Source organism: Streptomyces sp. NBC_01233, from assembly GCF_035989305.1.
Taxonomy (GTDB): domain Bacteria; phylum Actinomycetota; class Actinomycetes; order Streptomycetales; family Streptomycetaceae; genus Streptomyces.
Genome location: NZ_CP108514.1, coordinates 5,268,895 through 5,286,873, shown reverse-complemented (window position 1 = coordinate 5,286,873; position 17,979 = coordinate 5,268,895). Strand labels below are relative to the sequence as shown.

Annotated in this window: 18 protein-coding genes; 9 read left to right on the top strand and 9 right to left on the bottom strand. The window is 71.6% G+C overall.

The genetic code is table 11. The annotated features are described in order from the left end of the window. Positions 1 to 7: 7 nt before the first annotated feature. The 3 genes from cseB to OG332_RS25160 are packed head-to-tail and all read left to right on the top strand — an operon-like array spanning position 8 to position 3,281. Positions 8 to 721 carry a two-component system response regulator CseB gene (gene cseB / locus OG332_RS25170; protein ID WP_327415609.1) on the top strand — a complete coding sequence of 238 codons (714 nt, stop codon included), beginning with the start codon at positions 8 to 10 and terminating at the stop codon, positions 719 to 721. Then, positions 718 to 2,034, top strand: a complete 1,317-nt coding sequence (gene cseC, locus OG332_RS25165; protein ID WP_327415608.1) for a two-component system sensor histidine kinase CseC — start codon at positions 718 to 720, stop codon at positions 2,032 to 2,034. The genes cseB and cseC overlap by 4 nt, the downstream gene beginning before the upstream one ends. A 59-nt stretch (positions 2,035 to 2,093) precedes the next feature. Further along, positions 2,094 to 3,281 (top strand): LamG-like jellyroll fold domain-containing protein, encoded by a 1,188-nt coding sequence (locus OG332_RS25160; protein ID WP_327415607.1) that lies wholly within the window; start codon positions 2,094 to 2,096, stop codon positions 3,279 to 3,281. Positions 3,282 to 3,329: 48 nt separating this feature from the next. On the opposite strand, the gene OG332_RS25155 is transcribed toward OG332_RS25160, so the two are convergent. Further along, entirely contained in the window at positions 3,330 to 3,977 is a 648-nt protein-coding gene (locus tag OG332_RS25155) for a M23 family metallopeptidase (protein WP_327415606.1), read from the bottom strand. Between the two features lie 743 nt (positions 3,978 to 4,720). Then, on the bottom strand, positions 4,721 to 7,246 hold the full coding sequence (locus tag OG332_RS25150) for an ATP-dependent Clp protease ATP-binding subunit (protein ID WP_327415605.1): 2,526 nt from the start codon (positions 7,244 to 7,246) through the stop codon (positions 4,721 to 4,723). A 462-nt stretch (positions 7,247 to 7,708) separates the two neighbouring features. On the opposite strand from OG332_RS25150, the gene OG332_RS25145 reads away from it, so the two are divergent. After that, positions 7,709 to 8,305, top strand: coding sequence for an SCO3374 family protein (locus OG332_RS25145; RefSeq protein ID WP_327415604.1), 597 nt, complete (start codon positions 7,709 to 7,711; stop codon positions 8,303 to 8,305). Here the strand turns inward: OG332_RS25145 and OG332_RS25140 are convergent. The 7 genes from OG332_RS25140 to OG332_RS25110 form a co-directional block, all read right to left on the bottom strand. Continuing rightward, positions 8,284 to 8,622 carry a histone-like nucleoid-structuring protein Lsr2 gene (locus OG332_RS25140; RefSeq protein ID WP_327415603.1) on the bottom strand — a complete coding sequence of 113 codons (339 nt, stop codon included), beginning with the start codon at positions 8,620 to 8,622 and terminating at the stop codon, positions 8,284 to 8,286. The genes OG332_RS25145 and OG332_RS25140 overlap by 22 nt on opposite strands. A gap of 165 nt (positions 8,623 to 8,787) precedes the next feature. Next, positions 8,788 to 9,318, bottom strand: coding sequence for an amino-acid N-acetyltransferase (locus OG332_RS25135; protein WP_327415602.1), 531 nt, complete (start codon positions 9,316 to 9,318; stop codon positions 8,788 to 8,790). Between the two features lie 11 nt (positions 9,319 to 9,329). Next, positions 9,330 to 9,794, bottom strand: coding sequence for a BlaI/MecI/CopY family transcriptional regulator (locus OG332_RS25130; protein ID WP_327415601.1), 465 nt, complete (start codon positions 9,792 to 9,794; stop codon positions 9,330 to 9,332). A 107-nt stretch (positions 9,795 to 9,901) separates the two neighbouring features. Continuing rightward, positions 9,902 to 10,066, bottom strand: a complete 165-nt coding sequence (locus OG332_RS25125; RefSeq protein WP_319727111.1) for a hypothetical protein — start codon at positions 10,064 to 10,066, stop codon at positions 9,902 to 9,904. A gap of 13 nt (positions 10,067 to 10,079) precedes the next feature. Beyond that, a complete protein-coding gene (locus OG332_RS25120) occupies positions 10,080 to 10,664 on the bottom strand; it encodes a hypothetical protein (protein WP_327415600.1) in 585 nt (194 codons plus the stop codon). Positions 10,665 to 10,712: 48 nt separating this feature from the next. Next, entirely contained in the window at positions 10,713 to 10,904 is a 192-nt protein-coding gene (locus OG332_RS25115; protein ID WP_030720495.1) for a DUF397 domain-containing protein, read from the bottom strand. A gap of 339 nt (positions 10,905 to 11,243) precedes the next feature. Next, a complete protein-coding gene (locus OG332_RS25110) occupies positions 11,244 to 12,374 on the bottom strand; it encodes a threonine aldolase family protein (protein ID WP_327415599.1) in 1,131 nt (376 codons plus the stop codon). A 111-nt stretch (positions 12,375 to 12,485) separates the two neighbouring features. Here OG332_RS25110 and OG332_RS25105 point away from each other — a divergent pair, with 111 nt between their 5' ends. The 5 genes from OG332_RS25105 to OG332_RS25085 are packed head-to-tail and all read left to right on the top strand — an operon-like array spanning position 12,486 to position 17,927. Beyond that, positions 12,486 to 13,397 (top strand): Rossmann-like and DUF2520 domain-containing protein, encoded by a 912-nt coding sequence (locus tag OG332_RS25105; protein WP_327415598.1) that lies wholly within the window; start codon positions 12,486 to 12,488, stop codon positions 13,395 to 13,397. Then, positions 13,394 to 14,386, top strand: coding sequence for a pantoate--beta-alanine ligase (panC, locus tag OG332_RS25100; protein WP_327415597.1), 993 nt, complete (start codon positions 13,394 to 13,396; stop codon positions 14,384 to 14,386). Before OG332_RS25105 ends, panC begins: the two co-directional genes overlap by 4 nt. Further along, positions 14,383 to 16,143 (top strand): L-aspartate oxidase, encoded by a 1,761-nt coding sequence (locus OG332_RS25095; RefSeq protein WP_327415596.1) that lies wholly within the window; start codon positions 14,383 to 14,385, stop codon positions 16,141 to 16,143. The genes panC and OG332_RS25095 overlap by 4 nt, the downstream gene beginning before the upstream one ends. A 2-nt stretch (positions 16,144 to 16,145) precedes the next feature. Continuing rightward, positions 16,146 to 17,114, top strand: coding sequence for a carboxylating nicotinate-nucleotide diphosphorylase (gene nadC / locus OG332_RS25090; protein ID WP_327415595.1), 969 nt, complete (start codon positions 16,146 to 16,148; stop codon positions 17,112 to 17,114). 3 nt (positions 17,115 to 17,117) lie between these two features. Then, positions 17,118 to 17,927 (top strand): type III pantothenate kinase, encoded by an 810-nt coding sequence (locus OG332_RS25085; protein WP_327415594.1) that lies wholly within the window; start codon positions 17,118 to 17,120, stop codon positions 17,925 to 17,927. The last annotated feature ends 52 nt before the right edge of the window (positions 17,928 to 17,979 follow it).

The window sequence follows — 17,979 nt, the reverse complement described above, 5'->3', positions numbered from 1 at the left end:
CTTCCGCATGGCCGAGACCCATGTCCTGTTCGTGGAGGACGACGACGTCATCCGTGAGGCCACGACCCTGGCGCTGGAACGCGACGGGTTCGTGGTCACCGCCATGCCCGACGGCCTGTCCGGCCTGGAGTCCTTCCGCGCCGACCGGCCGGACATCGCGCTGCTCGACGTGATGGTCCCGGGCATGGACGGCGTGAGCCTGTGCCGCCGCATCCGCGACGAGTCCACCGTCCCCGTGATCATGCTGTCGGCGCGCGCCGACTCCATCGACGTGGTGCTGGGCCTGGAGGCGGGCGCCGACGACTACGTCACCAAGCCGTTCGACGGGTCCGTGCTCGTGGCCCGGATCCGGGCGGTGCTGCGCCGCTTCGACCACTCCGGGGGCCCGCAGAACGGCGGACCGGGCTCCCCGCACGAGATGTCGGACGCGGAGCGCGGCGTCCTCTCCTTCGGAGACCTGGAGGTGGACACCGAGGGCATGGAGGTCCGCCGTTCGGGCGCCGCCGTGGCACTGACGCCGACCGAGATGCGGCTGCTGCTGGAGTTCTCCTCGGCGCCCGGCACCGTACTGTCGCGCGACCGCCTGCTGGAGCGGGTCTGGGACTACGACTGGGGCGGCGACACCCGCGTGGTCGACGTCCACGTGCAGCGCCTGCGCACCAAGATCGGGCAGGACCGGATCGAGACGGTCCGAGGCTTCGGATACAAGCTGAAAGCATGAGACGGTTCACCCTCCGTACGGGGATCCGCTGGAAGATCACACTCGCCATCGCCGCCGTGGGCGCCCTCGTCACGATCGCGCTGAGCCTGGTGGTGCACAGTGCTGCCCGCGTGTCGATGCTGGAGAGCGCGCGCGAAGTGCAGCTGGACCGCGTGCAGTTCATCTCCCGCAACGCCGAGGCCGGGCGCAAGCCGCCGATGGGCGCCAAGCTCAACGACCCCGAACTCCCCGCCGAGCTGCGGCACAAGGCCCAGTCGGGACGGCGCGGGACCTACATCCAGGAGCGGCCGCACGGGCTGCCCGAGGTGTGGGCCGCCGTGCCGCTCGGGAACGGGCAGGTGCTGTCCCTGCACACGCGGTTCCAGGAGAGCGCCAACCTCATCCCCGACCTCGACCGGGCCCTGGTCGTCGGCGGGCTCGCCGCCGTGATCGGCGGATCGGCGCTCGGCGTGCTCATCGGCGGGCAGATCTCGCGCAGGCTGCGCAAGGCCGCGGCCGCCGCGCAGCGGGTGGCGCACGGTGATCCCGACGTACGGGTGCGGGACGCGGTCGGCGGCGTCGTCCGCGACGAGACGGACGACCTGGCACGGGCCGTGGACGCCATGGCCGATGCCCTGCAGCAGCGGCTGGAGGCCGAGCGGCGGGTGACGGCGGACATCGCGCACGAGCTGCGCACGCCGGTGACGGGCCTGCTCACGGCGGCGGAACTGCTGCCCCCGGGGCGGCCGACCGAGCTGGTCCGGGACCGGGCGCAGGCGCTGCGCGCGCTGGTCGAGGACGTACTGGAGGTGGCCCGGCTGGACAGCGCGTCGGAGCGGGCGGAGCTCCAGGACGTGGCGCTGGGCGAGTTCGTGAGCCGGCGGGTGACGGCGCTGATGCCGGAGGCGACCGTACGGGTCGTCGCGGACGAGATCGTCAGCACCGACCCGCGACGGCTGGAGCGGATCCTGGGGAACCTGCTGGCCAACGCCGCGCGGTACGGGCAGCCGCCGATCCAGGTCGACGTCGAGGGCCGGGTCGTACGGGTCCGCGACCACGGGCCGGGCTTCCCGGAGGCACTGCTGCGCGAGGGGCCGAGCCGGTTCCGGACCGGGTCGACGGACCGCGCGGGCGTGGGCCACGGGCTGGGCCTGACCATCGCGGAGGGCCAGGCGCGGGTCCTGGGCGCCCGGCTGACGTTCCGCAACGTGGCGGCCCCGGGCGGCTTCGACCGCGAGGGCACGGCGGCGGGCGCGGTGGCGGTCCTGTGGCTGCCGGAACACGCACCGACGGCGACGGGCAGCTTCCCCGTCATCAAGCTGCCGCAGGGCTAGGCCTGCCGGATCGGTACCGGGCGGTACGGCACGGGGGGTCGTGTTTTAGCATCCCTGGCATGACCGACGCCGTGAATCCCCCGAGCAACCCGCAGCCCGAGCCCGCCCCCGGAAGCGGCGGATACGGGTTCCCGCCGGGTCCGCCCGGGCAGGGCGGCGGCTACGGCTTCCCGTCCGGCCGGCCCCAGCAGGGCGGCGGCCAGGGCGGTTACGGCTACCCGGCCGGTGGCGACGGGTACGGCTACGGCTACGGCTACCCGCAGCAGGGGCAGCAGCCGAACCCGTACCAGCAGCAGGACGCCGGAGGGCAGTGGTCCCCGGCCCAGTCCGCCCAGCCGGGCATATCGACGCCGCAGCCCGACTGGGAGGCCATGGCCGACCGGTCCGCGGCAGAGCGGCGCAAGAAGCGGCTGTGGATGCTGGGCGGCGCAGTGACCGTACTGGCGCTGCTGGCCGGCGGCGGAACGTTCTTCCTGCTGGGCGACGACAGCGAAGGGCCGGGCGGGGCCGACGCCCAGCCCTCGACGTCCGCCGCGCCGGAGCCGGTTGATTCGAAGTCCCCCGCGGGCTACACCGCGACCGTCGAGGGCGACGCGACCCTGCTGCGCGACAGCTACGGCAAGACCGGCATCCGGCTCGGCCCCGACTTCCAGCTCGGCCCGCTGGGCAAGCGGTTCCAGATCGTGGGGAAGGGCAACGCGAACTCGTACGCCCAGTCCGCCGAGCCCATCGTGGACGTGACCAAGAGCTTCACCGTCACGGCCCGCGTCTACAGCTCCGGCGCCAAGGGCTCGCGGATCGCCATCAGCCAGGGCGACGGGGAGTCGTTCTCCTTCGAGCTGGGCGTGAACGAGGTGGGCGGCAAGCAGGCCTGGATCTTCCGCGTGCAGACCGGCGACAAGGGCGCCGCGGCGACGACGAGGACCGTCACCGCCGAGGGCCCCACCGTGCTCAAGACCCCCACGATGCTGATGGCCGCCTACGACGCCGAGAAGAAGACCATCGCGCTCTACGTGGAGGGCAAGAAGGCCGGCGAGACCACCCAGGTGCCGCCCGTCTGGCAGGCCCCCGGTCCGCTCCAGCTGGGCCGCTCCAAGCACCACAACATCTGGACCGGTGCCTGGCAGGGCGCCCTGCACAACATCAAGATCTACGACACGGCCTTCACGCCGGAGCAGGCGGCCGCGTACAAGGAGGGCAAGCTCGGTCCGGAAACGAAGCCGGCCCACGCCTGGCTGCTCACCTGAGCAGCCGGCCGGGCCGGGTCGTGGGGACGGTCACGGGGACCGGTCGGGTCAGATGCTGACGCCGGCGTTCCGCAGGAAGGCGACCGGGTTGACGGCCGAGCCGTAGTTCGGGGTGGTGCGGATCTCGAAGTGCAGGTGGGGGCCGCTGGAGTTGCCGGTGTTGCCCGACAGCGCGATGCGCTGGGAGGCGGCGACCTTCTGGCCGATCTTGACCTGGATCCTCGAGAGGTGCGCGTACTGCGAGTACGTGTTGTTCGCGTGCTTGATCACGATGGCGTTGCCGTACGCGGGGCCGTCGCCGCCGCCGTTCGGGCCGGCCTTCACGACGGTTCCGGCGGCCGCGGACTTGACCGGGGTGCCGACCGGGACGGCGAAGTCCTGGCCGGAGTGCTTGTGCGACCACATGCTGCCGCCCTTGCCGAAGGTCGCGGACAGCGTGTACTTCTCCAGCGGCTTGTCCCAGAGACCGGTCTTCGAGGCGGTCTTCGCAGCGGGCTTCGCCTCGGCCTTCGCGGCTGCGGCGCCGGCCTGGGCGGAGGCCTGCTGGGCGACGAGCTCGGCGGTTCCGGCGAGGGCCGTCTGCGTGGTGTCGGCGAACGCGGCGGTCGTCCCGGCCCCCAGGGCCAGCACCGCACCGAGAGCGGTGGTGCCGACGGCGATACGGGTACGACGGGTGATGGCGCGCTTCGCGAACATGTGCAGACCTCCGGGGCCGGGGACAAGGGCGGTTCACGCCCGCCACGGGCATGAAGTGACCCGGCACGTTGGGACGTGTGCCGGGTTGGCTCACCTTTGGTAACCCGCGGGCGGGGACTTCCCCAAATGTCCCGATTACTACCGGAGCTCGTAGCCGGGCCGGTGTGACGCGTCCGGTTGACGGCCCCCCTCCTGGGGCGGAAGTCCACTCCGAAGGCCTTTTGGATCTACGAATCCACCTAGTACGTCCGTTTTGTTCTGTGCGGCTTGTCACCGGTTCAGGACCTTCGGCCCGCCCGTCCAGGACCATCGGCGGGCACCCCCCTCCCTGCAGTACGCCACGGAACTCGACCCCGCGCTGCGCTCGGAGGCCGAGGCCGCCGTACGTCACCTGCTCCCGCCCACTGCGCGTCCTGTACCTCGGCTACCGCTGGCGCCCGGCCGGCCCGACGGACTGGGAGGAGCTGTCCCGGCTCGAACGGCTGGAGGAGCTCGCCGTACCGGACGAGGTGCTGGAGGGCCTCGTCGAGCACGTCCGGCTGCCGTCGCTGCGGACGCTGCGGCTGTACGGGGACGACATGCTGCCGCCGGGGCTGGAGGAGCGGCTGGCGCAGCGGTTCCCCGACGCCGACCTGGAACGGAACCCTTCACCACGGTGTACGAGCAGTGACCCGATGAACCGGAAAAGGGGCGGCCCCGGGACTTCTCAGTCCCGGGGCCGCCCCTTTGGTGCTCAGTCGCGCCTACGCGCCCTTCGACAGGTCCGGGCCGGAGCCCGTGGCCTCGATCGGGGGGAGGTCCGGCAGGGCCGACTTCTCCTCGCCGCGGAAGGTGAACTTGGCTTCCTCGCCCTCACCCTCCTTGCCGACGACCACGATGTGACCGGGACGCAGCTCGCCGAAGAGGATCTTCTCCGACAGGATGTCCTCGATCTCGCGCTGGATGGTCCGGCGCAGCGGCCGGGCACCCAGGATCGGGTCGTAGCCGCGCTTGGCGAGCAGGAGCTTCGCGTCGCCGCTCAGCTCGATGCCCATGTCGCGGTCCTTCAGGCGCTCGTCGACCTTCGCGATCATCAGGTCGACGATCTGGATGATGTCTTCCTCGGTGAGCTGGTGGAAGACGACCGTGTCGTCGACGCGGTTGAGGAACTCGGGCCGGAAGTGCTGCTTGAGCTCTTCGTTGACCTTCGCCTTCATCCGCTCGTAACCGGTCTTGGTGTCTCCCTGCGCCGCGAAGCCCAGGTTGAAGCCCTTCGAGATGTCCCGGGTACCCAGGTTGGTCGTCATGATGATGACCGTGTTCTTGAAGTCCACGACCCGGCCCTGGGAGTCGGTCAGGCGACCGTCTTCCAGGATCTGGAGAAGGGAATTGAAGATATCCGGGTGGGCCTTCTCGACCTCGTCGAAGAGGACGACGGAGAACGGCTTCCGGCGCACCTTCTCGGTGAGCTGGCCGCCCTCTTCGTAGCCCACGTAGCCGGGGGGCGAACCGAAGAGACGGGAAACCGTGTGCTTCTCGCTGAACTCCGACATGTCGAGGGAGATCAGCGCGTCCTCGTCACCGAAGAGGAATTCGGCGAGCGTCTTCGAGAGCTCGGTCTTACCGACACCGGACGGGCCGGCGAAGATGAACGAGCCACCCGGGCGCTTCGGGTCCTTCAGACCCGCACGGGTACGGCGGATCGCCTGGGAGAGCGCCTTGATGGCGTCCTTCTGGCCGATGACCCGACGGTGGAGCTCGTCCTCCATGCGGAGCAGTCGCGAGGACTCCTCCTCGGTGAGCTTGAAGACGGGAATGCCGGTCGCGGTCGCGAGGACCTCGGCGATGAGCTCGCCGTCGACCTCGGCGACGACGTCCATGTCGCCGGCCTTCCATTCCTTCTCGCGCTTGGTCTTCCCCGCCAGCAGCTGCTTCTCCTTGTCACGGAGAGAAGCCGCCTTCTCGAAATCCTGGGAGTCGATGGCCGACTCCTTGTCGCGGCGCACGGCCGCGATCTTCTCGTCGAACTCGCGGAGGTCCGGCGGCGCGGTCATCCGGCGGATGCGCATCCGGGAGCCGGCCTCGTCGATCAGGTCGATCGCCTTGTCCGGGAGGAAGCGGTCCGAGATGTACCGGTCCGCCAGCGTCGCCGCCTGGACGAGGGCCTCGTCCGTGATGGAGACGCGGTGGTGGGCCTCGTAGCGGTCGCGCAGGCCCTTGAGGATCTCGATCGTGTGGGGGAGGGAAGGCTCCGCCACCTGGATCGGCTGGAAGCGGCGCTCGAGGGCCGCGTCCTTCTCGAGGTGCTTGCGGTACTCGTCCAGCGTCGTGGCACCGATGGTCTGGAGCTCACCACGGGCCAGCATGGGCTTGAGGATGCTGGCGGCGTCGATCGCGCCCTCGGCGGCGCCCGCACCCACGAGGGTGTGGAGCTCGTCGATGAACAGGATGATGTCGCCGCGGGTGCGGATCTCCTTGAGCACCTTCTTCAGGCGCTCCTCGAAGTCACCGCGGTAGCGGGAACCCGCGACCAGGGCGCCGAGGTCAAGCGTGTAGAGGTGCTTGTCCTTCAGCGTCTCGGGAACCTCACCCTTGACGATCGCCTGGGCCAGGCCCTCGACGACGGCGGTCTTGCCGACGCCGGGCTCGCCGATGAGGACCGGGTTGTTCTTCGTACGGCGGGACAGCACCTGCATGACCCGCTCGATCTCCTTCTCGCGCCCGATGACCGGGTCGAGCTTGGATTCGCGGGCCGCCTGGGTGAGGTTGCGGCCGAACTGGTCGAGGACGAGCGAGGTCGAGGGCGTGCCCTCGGCCGGGCCGCCTGCCGTGGCCGACTCCTTGCCTCCACCGGTGTAGCCGGAGAGCAGCTGGATGACCTGCTGCCGGACTCGGTTGAGATCGGCGCCCAGCTTCACGAGGACCTGGGCGGCGACGCCCTCGCCCTCGCGGATCAGGCCGAGCAGGATGTGCTCGGTGCCGATGTAGTTGTGGCCGAGCTGGAGGGCCTCTCGGAGCGAAAGCTCCAGGACCTTCTTCGCCCGCGGGGTGAAGGGGATGTGGCCGGACGGGGCCTGCTGCCCCTGACCGATGATCTCCTCAACCTGCTGGCGAACAGCCTCGAGCGAAATCCCGAGGCTCTCCAGGGCCTTAGCGGCGACACCCTCACCCTCGTGGATCAAGCCCAGGAGGATGTGCTCGGTGCCGATGTAGTTGTGGTTGAGCATCCGGGCTTCTTCCTGAGCCAGGACGACAACCCGCCGCGCGCGGTCGGTGAACCTCTCGAACATCGTTTATCGCTCCTCAGAGCGGTCGGGCAGTTCGGGGTCGGTCCCCGCCCTGTCCTTCCGCATGCTAGTCCCGCGGGGCGGGACAGCTCATTCCAACTGCCGACATCCGTCCCCGGCTCACCCCTGCGTCAGCGGGAAAACCGGCTTGAAGAGCCGACAACTGCTCCAACTCGATGGTGCGAGACGATGTTCCCGCAGGCCAGGCAGATACCCGTCATGCGTGTACGCCGACGGCGAACGGGAGCCCGTCAAATCAGCGTGTCGCCCCGATCCACTAGGAATGTCTTACCCGTAAGGACTGACACTCCACGCCCCCGGCACCGGTCTCCTCAGCTAAGGGCGAACACAGTTCCGTCCCGAATGCGGGACTCCGCCTCCACAGACGTTTACGTTCCGCATGCGAGTGAGTGCGGTGTGTCACGGCGACCGTAACCCCGGAGCGTTTCGCGAGTTGCTCCGGGTATGGCCGTAACCGCTGCGCCGACCGTCCCGCTGCCCCGCGTCGCGCCCGAGGAGGGCGCGTACGCCTCCTGGTACGAGAGGGTGCTCGGCTGGGCCGTCACGGGCGGTCCGCCCGGCCGGCTCGCGACCGGGATCCGGTTCGACGTGCTGGAGCTGCCGTCCGATGCGGGGACGGCACTGCTGCGCAGGCCGGTCGCCACGGGCCCGGTGGCGCTCATGGGGCGCCGGATGCGGTTCCTGGTGGCCGCGGGGAGCGCAGAGGAGCTGGAGGGGCTGCTCGACTGGCTGGAATGGGGCGGGGTCGCCCTGGACCTGACCGCCCTGGGTGCGGGTGGCCGGATCACCGCCCCGGCTCCCCCGGGGCATCCCCGAGAAAGCCCTCGGGGGGCCGCTGTGTGGCTGCGACCCCCCGAGCAGGGGTGTGAGGCACTGCTGCCGGCCCTGCCCGGTCCCGGGCGGGCCGCCGGACCCGGTCCCGGCAAGGGCACCGCCGGGCCCGATCTCGTACGCCTGGTGGCGGCGGCGGCGACGGAATGCCACCGGGCCCGCCTGGGCCGGCGTACGGCGGGGGTCCGTCAGCCCTTGGTCTTCTCGTAGGCCTCGCGGATCTCGGCCGGGACGCGGCCGCGGTCGTTCACGTTGTAACCGTTCTCCTTGGCCCACGCGCGGATCTCCGCGGTGTCCGGGTTGCCGGTCGTCGCCGAAGCGCGACCCTTGGCACGTGCCGCGCTGGCACGGCCACCGGTGCGGCGGCCGCCCTTGGTGTACGGGTCGAGCAAACCGCGGAGCTTTTCAGCGTTGGCGGTGGTGAGGTCGATCTCGTAGGTCTTGCCATCCAGAGCGAACGTCACCGTCTCGTCCGCCTCGCCACCGTCGAGGTCGTCGACAAGAAGGACCTGAACCTTCTGTGCCACCGGGATTTCCTTTCATCGAAAAGCAGTACGTGGAAAGGAAACCGCTTTTGCCTGGAAAACACAAACCCCCGGGGAGAGGTTCAGGACCGCAACAGGGCGGGAAACGTGCGCGATTCGGACATAGGCCACAGGTGTGCGGATCGACGGAAAAGCTGAGGCCATCGATCAGAGGTGCAGAAGCATCCGACTGTTGCCCAAGGTGTTCGGCTTCACTCGTTCGAGACCGAGGAACTCGGCGACTCCCTCGTCATAGGAACGCAGGAGCTCCATGTAGACATCGGTCTTGACCGGGGTCTCGCCGATCTCGACGAACCCGTGCTTCGCGAAGAACTCGACTTCGAAGGTCAGGCAGAAAACCCGGCTCACCCCGAGCGTGCGGGCGGTCCGCAACAACTGCTGCAGCACCATGTGGCCGACGCCGCCGCCCTTCAGGTCGCGGTCCACGGCGAGAGTACGCACTTCGGCGAGGTCTTCCCACATCACGTGGAGGGCGCCGCAGCCGACCACCTGACCGTCGGAGTCGCGTTCCGCGACCCAGAACTCCTGGATGTCCTCATAAAGGACGACCGGGGCTTTGTCCAGCAGGATCCGCTGCTGCACGTACTGGTCGAGGAGGCGGCGCAGCGCGGGAACATCACCGGTGCGGGCACGGCGGATCGTCACTGTTTCTGCATGTGCAGTGGAAAACTCTCCCATGGCTGCGGACGCTATCGCCCCGGCTCCCGCGGGCGCTCGTCGGAGTCCCCTTCGGCTTCCGGCGCAGCGGAGGGTTCGGCCACGGCTCCGGCCACGGCTTCGGCGCCGGACTCGTCGTCGTGCTGGACGACCCGTACGGCGTCCCGGAGTGCTTCCCGCTGTTCCGCGGACATCATGCCGAAGAAGGCGACGAGGGCGGCCGCGGGGTTGTCGCTCGTCGACCAGGCTTCGTTCATCAGTGCGGCCGAGTAGGCGGCGCGGGTGGAGACCGCCGTATATCGATAGGCGCGGCCTTCGGCTTCCCGGCGGACCCAGCCCTTCTGATGAAGATTGTCCATAACGGTCATGACCGTGGTGTACGCGATGGACCGTTCCTGCTGGAGGTCTTCCAGTACTTCACGAACGGTGACCGGGCGGTTCCACTGCCACACCCGCGTCATGACGGCGTCTTCGAGTTCTCCCAAGGGGCGAGGCACAACAGCACGATAGTGCTGCTTGTGCGGAATTGCCCGACTATTCGCTCGGCAACGCGCGACAAAATCGGGAGTGCGGCCGGTGGGCCGCACTCCCGTCGCCCGGAGGGCTAGTTCTGCTGGCGCGCGGCCTCGGCCCGGGCGATCACGGCGTCGACCGCGGCGTCTTCCTTGGCCTTGTTGGCGCCGCCCTGGCTCTTCACGATCGTCACGACGAGAGCGATGAAGAACGCGGCCATCACGATGGGGGGCACGAGCGCGGAGACGTAGTCCATGCCCACAGCGTAGCTACCCGACGGCCCGCCCGGCCGCCGGGGGCGGCGCGGGCTTGCGGCGCGGCGGGAACACCTCGCCGGGGGTGGGAACCGGCCGCTCGGGGCGCGGCGGCTCCTTGGGCTGCGGAGCCGGCTTCGGCGGCTCCTCCCGCCCGCCGGCCAGGGCCAGCAGCCGGGTCCGGGGCGCGGGAGTCGTCGACAGGCGCCGGCGTACGGAGCGCTCCGCGACGCCCTGGGCCCGCTCCAGCAGCGCGGCGGCGACCGGATTGGCGCGGAGCGCGCGCAGGGCGGCGAGGTCGTCGGGCACCGGTTCGTAGCCGGCGGCCAGGGCGTCCTGCAGCAGCTCCAGGTAGCCGGAGAGGCTGCCGGGCAGGGCGCCCCGGTAGCGGGCCAGGTCGTCGAGGAGGAACGCTCTGAGCCGGCCCGCCTCCTGGACCGCTTCGTCCACCGACTGCGCGAGGCGCAGGCAGTCCTGGACCTCCGCGGCCGCCAGGGGGGCCGGGGAGGACTGAAGGGCGTGGGCGAGGAGACGCCTGAGCACGTGCAGTTCAGCAGCGCTGAACGCCATGCCGCCGCGGGATCCGTAGGGCGTGGGCATGGGCCGAAGATACGCGCTAATCGGACAAAATCCCCTGAGGGTGAGCAATTACGGCGCGGCGGTTTCTTTCACGGCGCGGATGAAATCGGCCCAGGCGGCCTGGGTCGTGGCGAGCACGAGGTGCGCGGGGTCGACGCGGTCGGCGACCTTGACGAGGGCTCCGGGGGCGGTGGCGACGTAGACGCAGGCGTCGCCCTCACTGCAGAACGAGGACTTCCGCCACGTGGGCTGAGCGGTCATGGTGTCTCCTCCGGGCAACGGTGGCCGGTAATTGCCGTCGATGGGACGGTAACTCCGACACCGGCCCGGACCGATGGCTTTCCCGGAATTCGGTGTTTCGCCACTTCCCTCCGGGGGCGCGGGGTCGCCGCTGCGCGGAGCCTTTCCCCCACCGGGGCTCCGCCCCGAACCCCGCGCCTCAAACGCCGGCGAGGCTGGATCTTCCAGCCCGTCCGGCGTTTGAGGACCGGGTCCGGGCAGAGCCCTGGGGCCACCTCCCAGCGGAGCTGGGGGAGAAACGGGGAAAGGGCGGGGCGGGGAGCGGCTCCGCGCAGCGGTACGCCCGCACCGAGGCCGCGGCTAGAGCCGGGCCACGAAGGCGGCGGTGGCCTTCCGCACGTCGGACTCCGTCCAGGACAGGCCCGGCTCGGTGATCTCCAGTTCCGTCACCGCGAGACCCGGCGGCCCCTCGGGAGACCACCGGCGGAAGAGGACCGTGCCCGTCTCCTCCGCCAGCCGCAGGCCCGCCTCCGTCAGGCGGTCCGCCTCGTACGGCAGCCACACCTGGAACTGGTGCGTGTGCGGCTCCTCCGGGTGGATCCTGGCCCACGGGACCGGCGACTGCGCGAACGCCGAGCGCAGCGCCCCGGCCACCATCCGCGCCTGGGCGACGTACGACGGCAGCCGGGGCAGTTCCCGTTCCAGCCCGGCCAGCGCGGACAGGGCCTGCGGGAACTGCCGGAAGATCTGGCCGCCGTACCGGTGGCGCCAGACACGGGTCTCCTCCACGAACTCCCGCGCCCCGGCCAGGCAGGCCCCGCTCAGGCCGCCGAGCGACTTGTAGAAGGAGACGTACACCGAGTCCGCGAGCCCCGCGATCTCCGGCAGCGGGCGCCCGAAGTGGACGGTGGACTCCCACAGGCGGGCGCCGTCGAAGTGGACCACCGCCTCCCGCTCGCGGGCCGCCTCGACCAGTGCCTCCAGTTCCTCCCAGCCGGGGAGGAGGAAACCGGCGTCCCGCAGCGGCAGCTCCAGCATCAGCGTGCCGAAGGGCTCCCGGACCTCAGCGACCTCCGCGGGCGTCGGCTGGCGGGGCTCCGTCGTCGGGTGCACCACCCGCAGCCCGGAGACGTTGGACAGCGCGTCCCCCTCCCACCGCTCCGGATGGCTCATCGGGTGCAGCGCCACCACCGGGTTCCCGGTCCGGCCCGCCCAGCAGCGCAGCGCGATCTGCTGGGCCATCGTCCCGCTGGGGAAGAACGCCGCGTCCTGCGTGCCCAGCAGCCCCGCGACCCGGCGCTCCAGCTCCTCGACGACCCCGTCGCCGTACACGTCGGCCGGTCCGTCCATGGCGTACGGGGCTTCGGCGAGCTCGGCGAGCAGCTCCCCCACCGTGGGTTCGAGCAGGCTGCGCGACAGCCTGCGCTCGGCCCCGCGCCAGGCCGCCACCTGCCGCTTCGTACGTTCCGTCTGGTCACTGTCGTCGCTCATGGAGCCCGATCCTCGCCCTCGTCGTCGCCGTCCGGCCAATTGCCCCAGGAGCTAGCATGGCGGCGTATCGTCCGGTACCCCCCGCGGACTGGAACGGAAGGCCCTCCCCGCGTGAATCCATCACAGCAGCCACGTCCTGCCCGGCTCGCCGTCGGCGTCGTCGGAGCCGGCCGTGTCGGTCCGGCGCTGGCCCGTGCGCTCCAGCAGGCCGGGCACCGGCCCGTCGCCGTCTCCGGTGTGTCCGACGCGTCCGTGCGCCGGGCCGCGCGGATGCTGCCCGACGTACCGCTCGTGCCGCCCGCGCAGGTGCTGGAGCGGGCCGATCTGGTGCTCCTCACCGTGCCCGACGACGCGCTGCCCTCCCTCGTGGAGGGTCTGGCCGAGACCGGCGCGATCCGCCCCGGCCAGCTCATCGTGCACACCTCGGGCCGGTACGGGGCGGCCGTGCTCGACCCGGCGCGCCGTGCGGGCGCGCTGCCGCTGGCCCTGCACCCCGCGATGACCTTCACCGGCACCGAGGTCGACGTGCAGCGGCTGGCCGGCTGCTCCTTCGGCGTCACCGCTCCCGAGGAGCTGCGGCTCGCCGCCGAAGCCCTGGTCATCGAGATGGGCGGGGAGCCCGAGTGGATCGCGGAGGAAAACCGTCCGCTCTACCACGCGGCCCTCGCCCTCGGCGCGAACCACCTGGTCACGCTGGTCGCCCAGGCGATGGAGCTGCTGGGCAAGGCCGGGGTCGAGCACCCCGACCGGATGCTCGGCCCGCTGCTCGGCGCGGCCCTCGACAACGCCCTGCGCTCCGGGGACGCCGCCCTGACCGGGCCAGTGGCCCGCGGGGACGCCGGTACGGTCGCCGCGCACGTCTCGGAACTGCGCAGGCACGCGCCCGGCACGGTCGCCGGATACCTGGCGATGGCCCGCACCACCGCCGACCGGGCCCTCGCCCACGGTCTGCTCAAGCCGGAGCTCGCCGAGGACCTGCTCGGCGTGCTCGCCGACACGGACGCCGACGGGGGCCACGGGTGAACCGGCTGCTGCTGCACACCGCCGAGGAGCTGCACGGGCTTCCGCGCGCCGGCCGGCGGGCCGTGGTGATGACGATGGGCGCCCTGCACGAGGGCCACGCCACCTTGATCCGTACCGCGCGCGAACAGGTCGGGCCGGGCGGCCAGGTCGTCGTCACCGTCTTCGTCAATCCGCTGCAGTTCGGGGCGAACGAGGACCTCGACCGCTATCCGCGCACCCTCGACGCCGATCTGCGGATCGCCGAAGGGGCGGGCGCCGACGCGGTGTTCGCCCCGGCCGTCGACGAGGTCTACCAGGGCGGCGACCCGCAGGTGCGGATCAGCGCCGGGCCGATGGGCGAGCGCCTCGAAGGGGCCACCCGCCCCGGCCACTTCGACGGGATGCTGACCGTCGTCGCCAAGCTCCTCCACCTCACCCGTCCCGACCTGGCCCTCTTCGGCCAGAAGGACGCCCAGCAACTGGCGCTCATCCGGCGGATGGTGACCGACCTGAACTTCCCCGTGGAGGTGGTCGGCGTCCCGACCGTCCGCGAGGAGGACGGGCTCGCCCTGTCGTCCCGCAACCGCTACCTCTCCCCCGCCGAGCGGCACACCGCCCTGGCCCTGTCCCGCGCCCTGTTCGCCGGGCAGGACCGGCTCGCGGCGCAGGCGGCACTGCGCGCCCGCGCCGAGGCCTCCCCGGCCAGTGACGAGCGGGCCAGCGCCCTGGCCCGGCTGGGCGAGATCCGCGCCTCGGCCGACGCGCACGCCGTCTCGGCGGCGGGCGGGGGGCTGCCGGACGGCGTACGGGCCGCCGCGCTGCACGTCCTGGAGGAGGCGGGGCGCCACGAGCCGCCGCTCGTGCTGGACTACCTGGCGCTCGTGGACCCGAAGGACTTCACCGAGGCCGGTCCCGGCTTCACCGGGCAGGCCGTGCTGGCCGTCGCCGCGAAGGTGGGCGCGACCCGGCTGATCGACAACATCCCATTGGAATTCGGAGCACACTCGTGAGCACCCCAGGCAGAGGCCCCGCAGGCAGCGGCGGCGGAGACACGGCCGCGGGCACCGGCATACGGCTGCACGCGCCCGCCCCCGGCTGGTCCCTCGACGCCGATGTCGTGGTGGTCGGTTCCGGTGTGGCGGGCCTGACCGCCGCACTGCGCTGCGCCGCCGCGGGCCGCCGTACCGTCGTGGTCACCAAGGCCCGGCTCGACGACGGCTCCACCCGCTGGGCCCAGGGCGGCATCGCCGCGGCCCTCGGCGACGGCGACACTCCGGAGCAGCACCTCGACGACACCCTGGTCGCGGGCGCGGGCCTGTGCGACGAGGAGGCCGTACGGCTGCTCGTCACCGAAGGCCCGGACGCGGTACGGCGGTTGATGGCCGCCGGTGCGGTCTTCGACACCTCCGCGGAGACCGGCGAGATAGAACTGACCCGGGAGGGCGGCCACCACCGCCGCCGGATCGCGCACGCGGGCGGCGACGCCACCGGCGCCGAGATCTCCCGGGCGCTCGTCGAGGCGGTCCAGGCCGCGGGCATCGAGACCGTCGAGAACGCACTCGTGCTGGACCTGCTGCAGGACGCGCAGGGTCGTACGGCCGGTGTCACCCTGCACGTGATGGGCGAGGGCCAGCACGACGGAGTCGGCGCCGTCCACGCGCCCGCCGTGATCCTCGCGACCGGCGGCATGGGCCAGGTCTTCTCGGCCACCACCAATCCGTCGGTGTCCACCGGTGACGGCGTGGCGCTCGCGCTGCGCGCCGGCGCCGAGGTCTCCGACCTGGAGTTCGTGCAGTTCCACCCGACGGTGCTCTTCCTCGGCCCGGACGCCGAGGGGCAGCAGCCGCTGGTCTCGGAGGCGGTCCGCGGGGAGGGCGCGTACCTCGTCGACGCGGACGGCGTCCGCTTCATGCTCGGCCAGCACGAGCTCGCCGAGCTGGCCCCGCGCGACATCGTCGCCAAGGGCATCATGCGCCGCATGCAGGAGCAGGGCGCGCAGCACATGTACCTGGACGCCCGGCACTTCGGCGCCGAGATGTGGGAGCAGCGGTTCCCGACGATCCTCGCCGCCTGCCGCTCGCACGGCATCGACCCGGTGACCGAGCCGATCCCCGTCGCGCCCGCCGCGCACTACGCGTCCGGCGGCGTACGGACCGACCTGCACGGCCGGACCACCGTCCGCGGCCTGTACGCCTGCGGTGAGGTCGCCTGCACCGGTGTGCACGGCGCGAACCGGCTCGCCTCCAACTCGCTGCTGGAGGGCCTGGTCTTCGCCGAGCGGATCGCCGACGACATCGCCGCCCAGCGCTTCGGCGGCAACGGCCCGGTCGTCCCGGTCCCGGCGACCGGCCCGCTGCAGCCCGCCGCGGCCCGGCACGAGATCCAGCGGATCATGACGCAGGGCGCGGGCGTGCTCCGCTCCGCCGACTCGCTGTCCGCGGCGGCCGAGGCCCTCGAAGCGCTGTACGCGACCGCCCTGAACGACCTCGAAGCGCACGGCAAGACCGCCGAGCCGGGTGTGGACACCTGGGAGGCCACCAACCTGCTGTGCGTGGCACGGGTCCTGGTCGCCGCCGCGCAGCGGCGCGAGGAGACCCGCGGCTGCCACTGGCGCGAGGACCACCCGGACCGGGACGATGCCGACTGGCGGCGCCACCTCGTCGTCCGGCTCTCGGCGACCGAGAAGCGGGCCCTGGTCGTCGTCCCCACCGACTCCGCGGACTTCCCGTCCGTGCACCCCCTGAGCACCCCGAGCCTGGAGCAGTGACCGTGAGCACCCCCGAACTTCCCCTGATCGACCAGAACGACGGCGGCTGCGGCGACGACTGCGCCTGCGGCGACGGCGAGGAGACCGGCCTGGACCCGGCGCTGGCCCAGCTGCTGGTCGACGCGGGCCTGGACCCCATCGAGGTCGAGGACATCGCGCACATGGCGCTCTCCGAGGACCTGGACGGCGGCGTGGACGTCACCACCGTCGCCACGGTGCCCGAGGAGGCCGAGGCGATCGCCGACTTCGTCGCGCGCGAGAACGGCGTCGTGGCCGGTCTGCGGATCGCCGAGGCCGTGTTCTCCGTGGTGTGCACGGAGGCCTTCGAGGTGGAGCGGCACGCGGAGGACGGCGACAGCGTCGAGGCCGGGCAGCTGCTGCTGTCGGTGCGCTCGCGCACCCGCGACCTGCTGACGGCGGAGCGCAGCGCGCTGAACATCCTGTGCCGGCTCTCCGGCATCGCGACCGCCACCCGCCGCTGGGCGGACGTGCTGGAGGGCACCGGGGCGAAGGTCCGCGACACCCGCAAGACCACGCCGGGCCTGCGCGCGCTGGAGAAGTACGCGGTGCGCTGCGGCGGCGGCGTCAACCACCGGATGTCGCTGTCGGACGCCGCGCTGGTCAAGGACAACCACGTGGTGGCCGCGGGCGGCGTCGCGCAGGCCTTCAAGGCGGTGCGCGAGGCCTTCCCGGAGGTCCCGATCGAGGTCGAGGTCGACACCCTGGAGCAGATCGGCGAGGTCCTGGAGGCCGGCGCCGACCTGATCCTGCTCGACAACTTCACCGTCGAGCAGACCGCCGAGGCCGTGGCCCTGGTCGCCGGGCGCGCGGTGCTGGAGTCCTCGGGCCGCCTCACCCTGGACACCGCCCGGGCGTACGCGGCGACCGGCGTGGACTACCTGGCCGTCGGCGGGCTGACCCACTCCTCGCCGATCCTGGACATCGGCCTCGATCTGCGCGAGGCGGTGTAACCGGTGCTCCTCACCATCGACGTGGGCAACACCCACACGGTCCTGGGCCTGTTCGACGGTGACGAGATCGTCGAGCACTGGCGCATCTCGACCGACCCGCGGCGCACGGCAGACGAGCTGGCCGTGCTCATGCAGGGCCTGATGGGCATGCACCCGATGCTCGGCAGCGAGCTGGGCGACGGCATCCACGGCATCGCGATCTGCTCTACGGTGCCGGCCGTTCTGCACGAGCTCCGCGAGGTCACCCGCCGCTACTACGGCGACGTGCCGGCGGTGATCGTGGAGCCCGGCACCAAGACGGGCGTGCCGATCCTCATGGACAACCCGAAGGAGGTCGGCGCGGACCGCATCGTCAACGCGGTCGCGGTGGTCGAGCTCTACGGGGGCCCGGCGATCGTGGTCGACCTCGGTACGGCGACCACCTTCGACGCGGTGTCCGCGAAGGGCGAGTACGTGGGCGGGGTGATCTCCCCGGGCATAGAGATCTCGATGGAGGCACTGGGTGTCCGCGGCGCCCAGCTCCGCAAGATCGAACTGGCCCGGCCGCGCAACGTGATCGGCAAGTCCACGGTCGAGGCGATGCAGGCGGGCGTGGTCTACGGCTTCGCGGGCCAGGTCGACGGGGTCGTGGCCCGGATGGCGAAGGAACTGGCCGGGCCGACCGGCGATCCGGACGACGTCCGCGTCATCGCGACGGGCGGGCTGGCGCCGATGGTGCTGGGCGAGTCCTCGGTGATCGACGACCACGAGCCGTGGCTGACGCTCATCGGACTGCGACTGGTGTACGAGCGCAACGCGCCCAATTTCGAGTAGCCCGGGGACCGGAAAAGGGGCCGTACCCCGTGTGTGTACGGCCCCGGCCCGG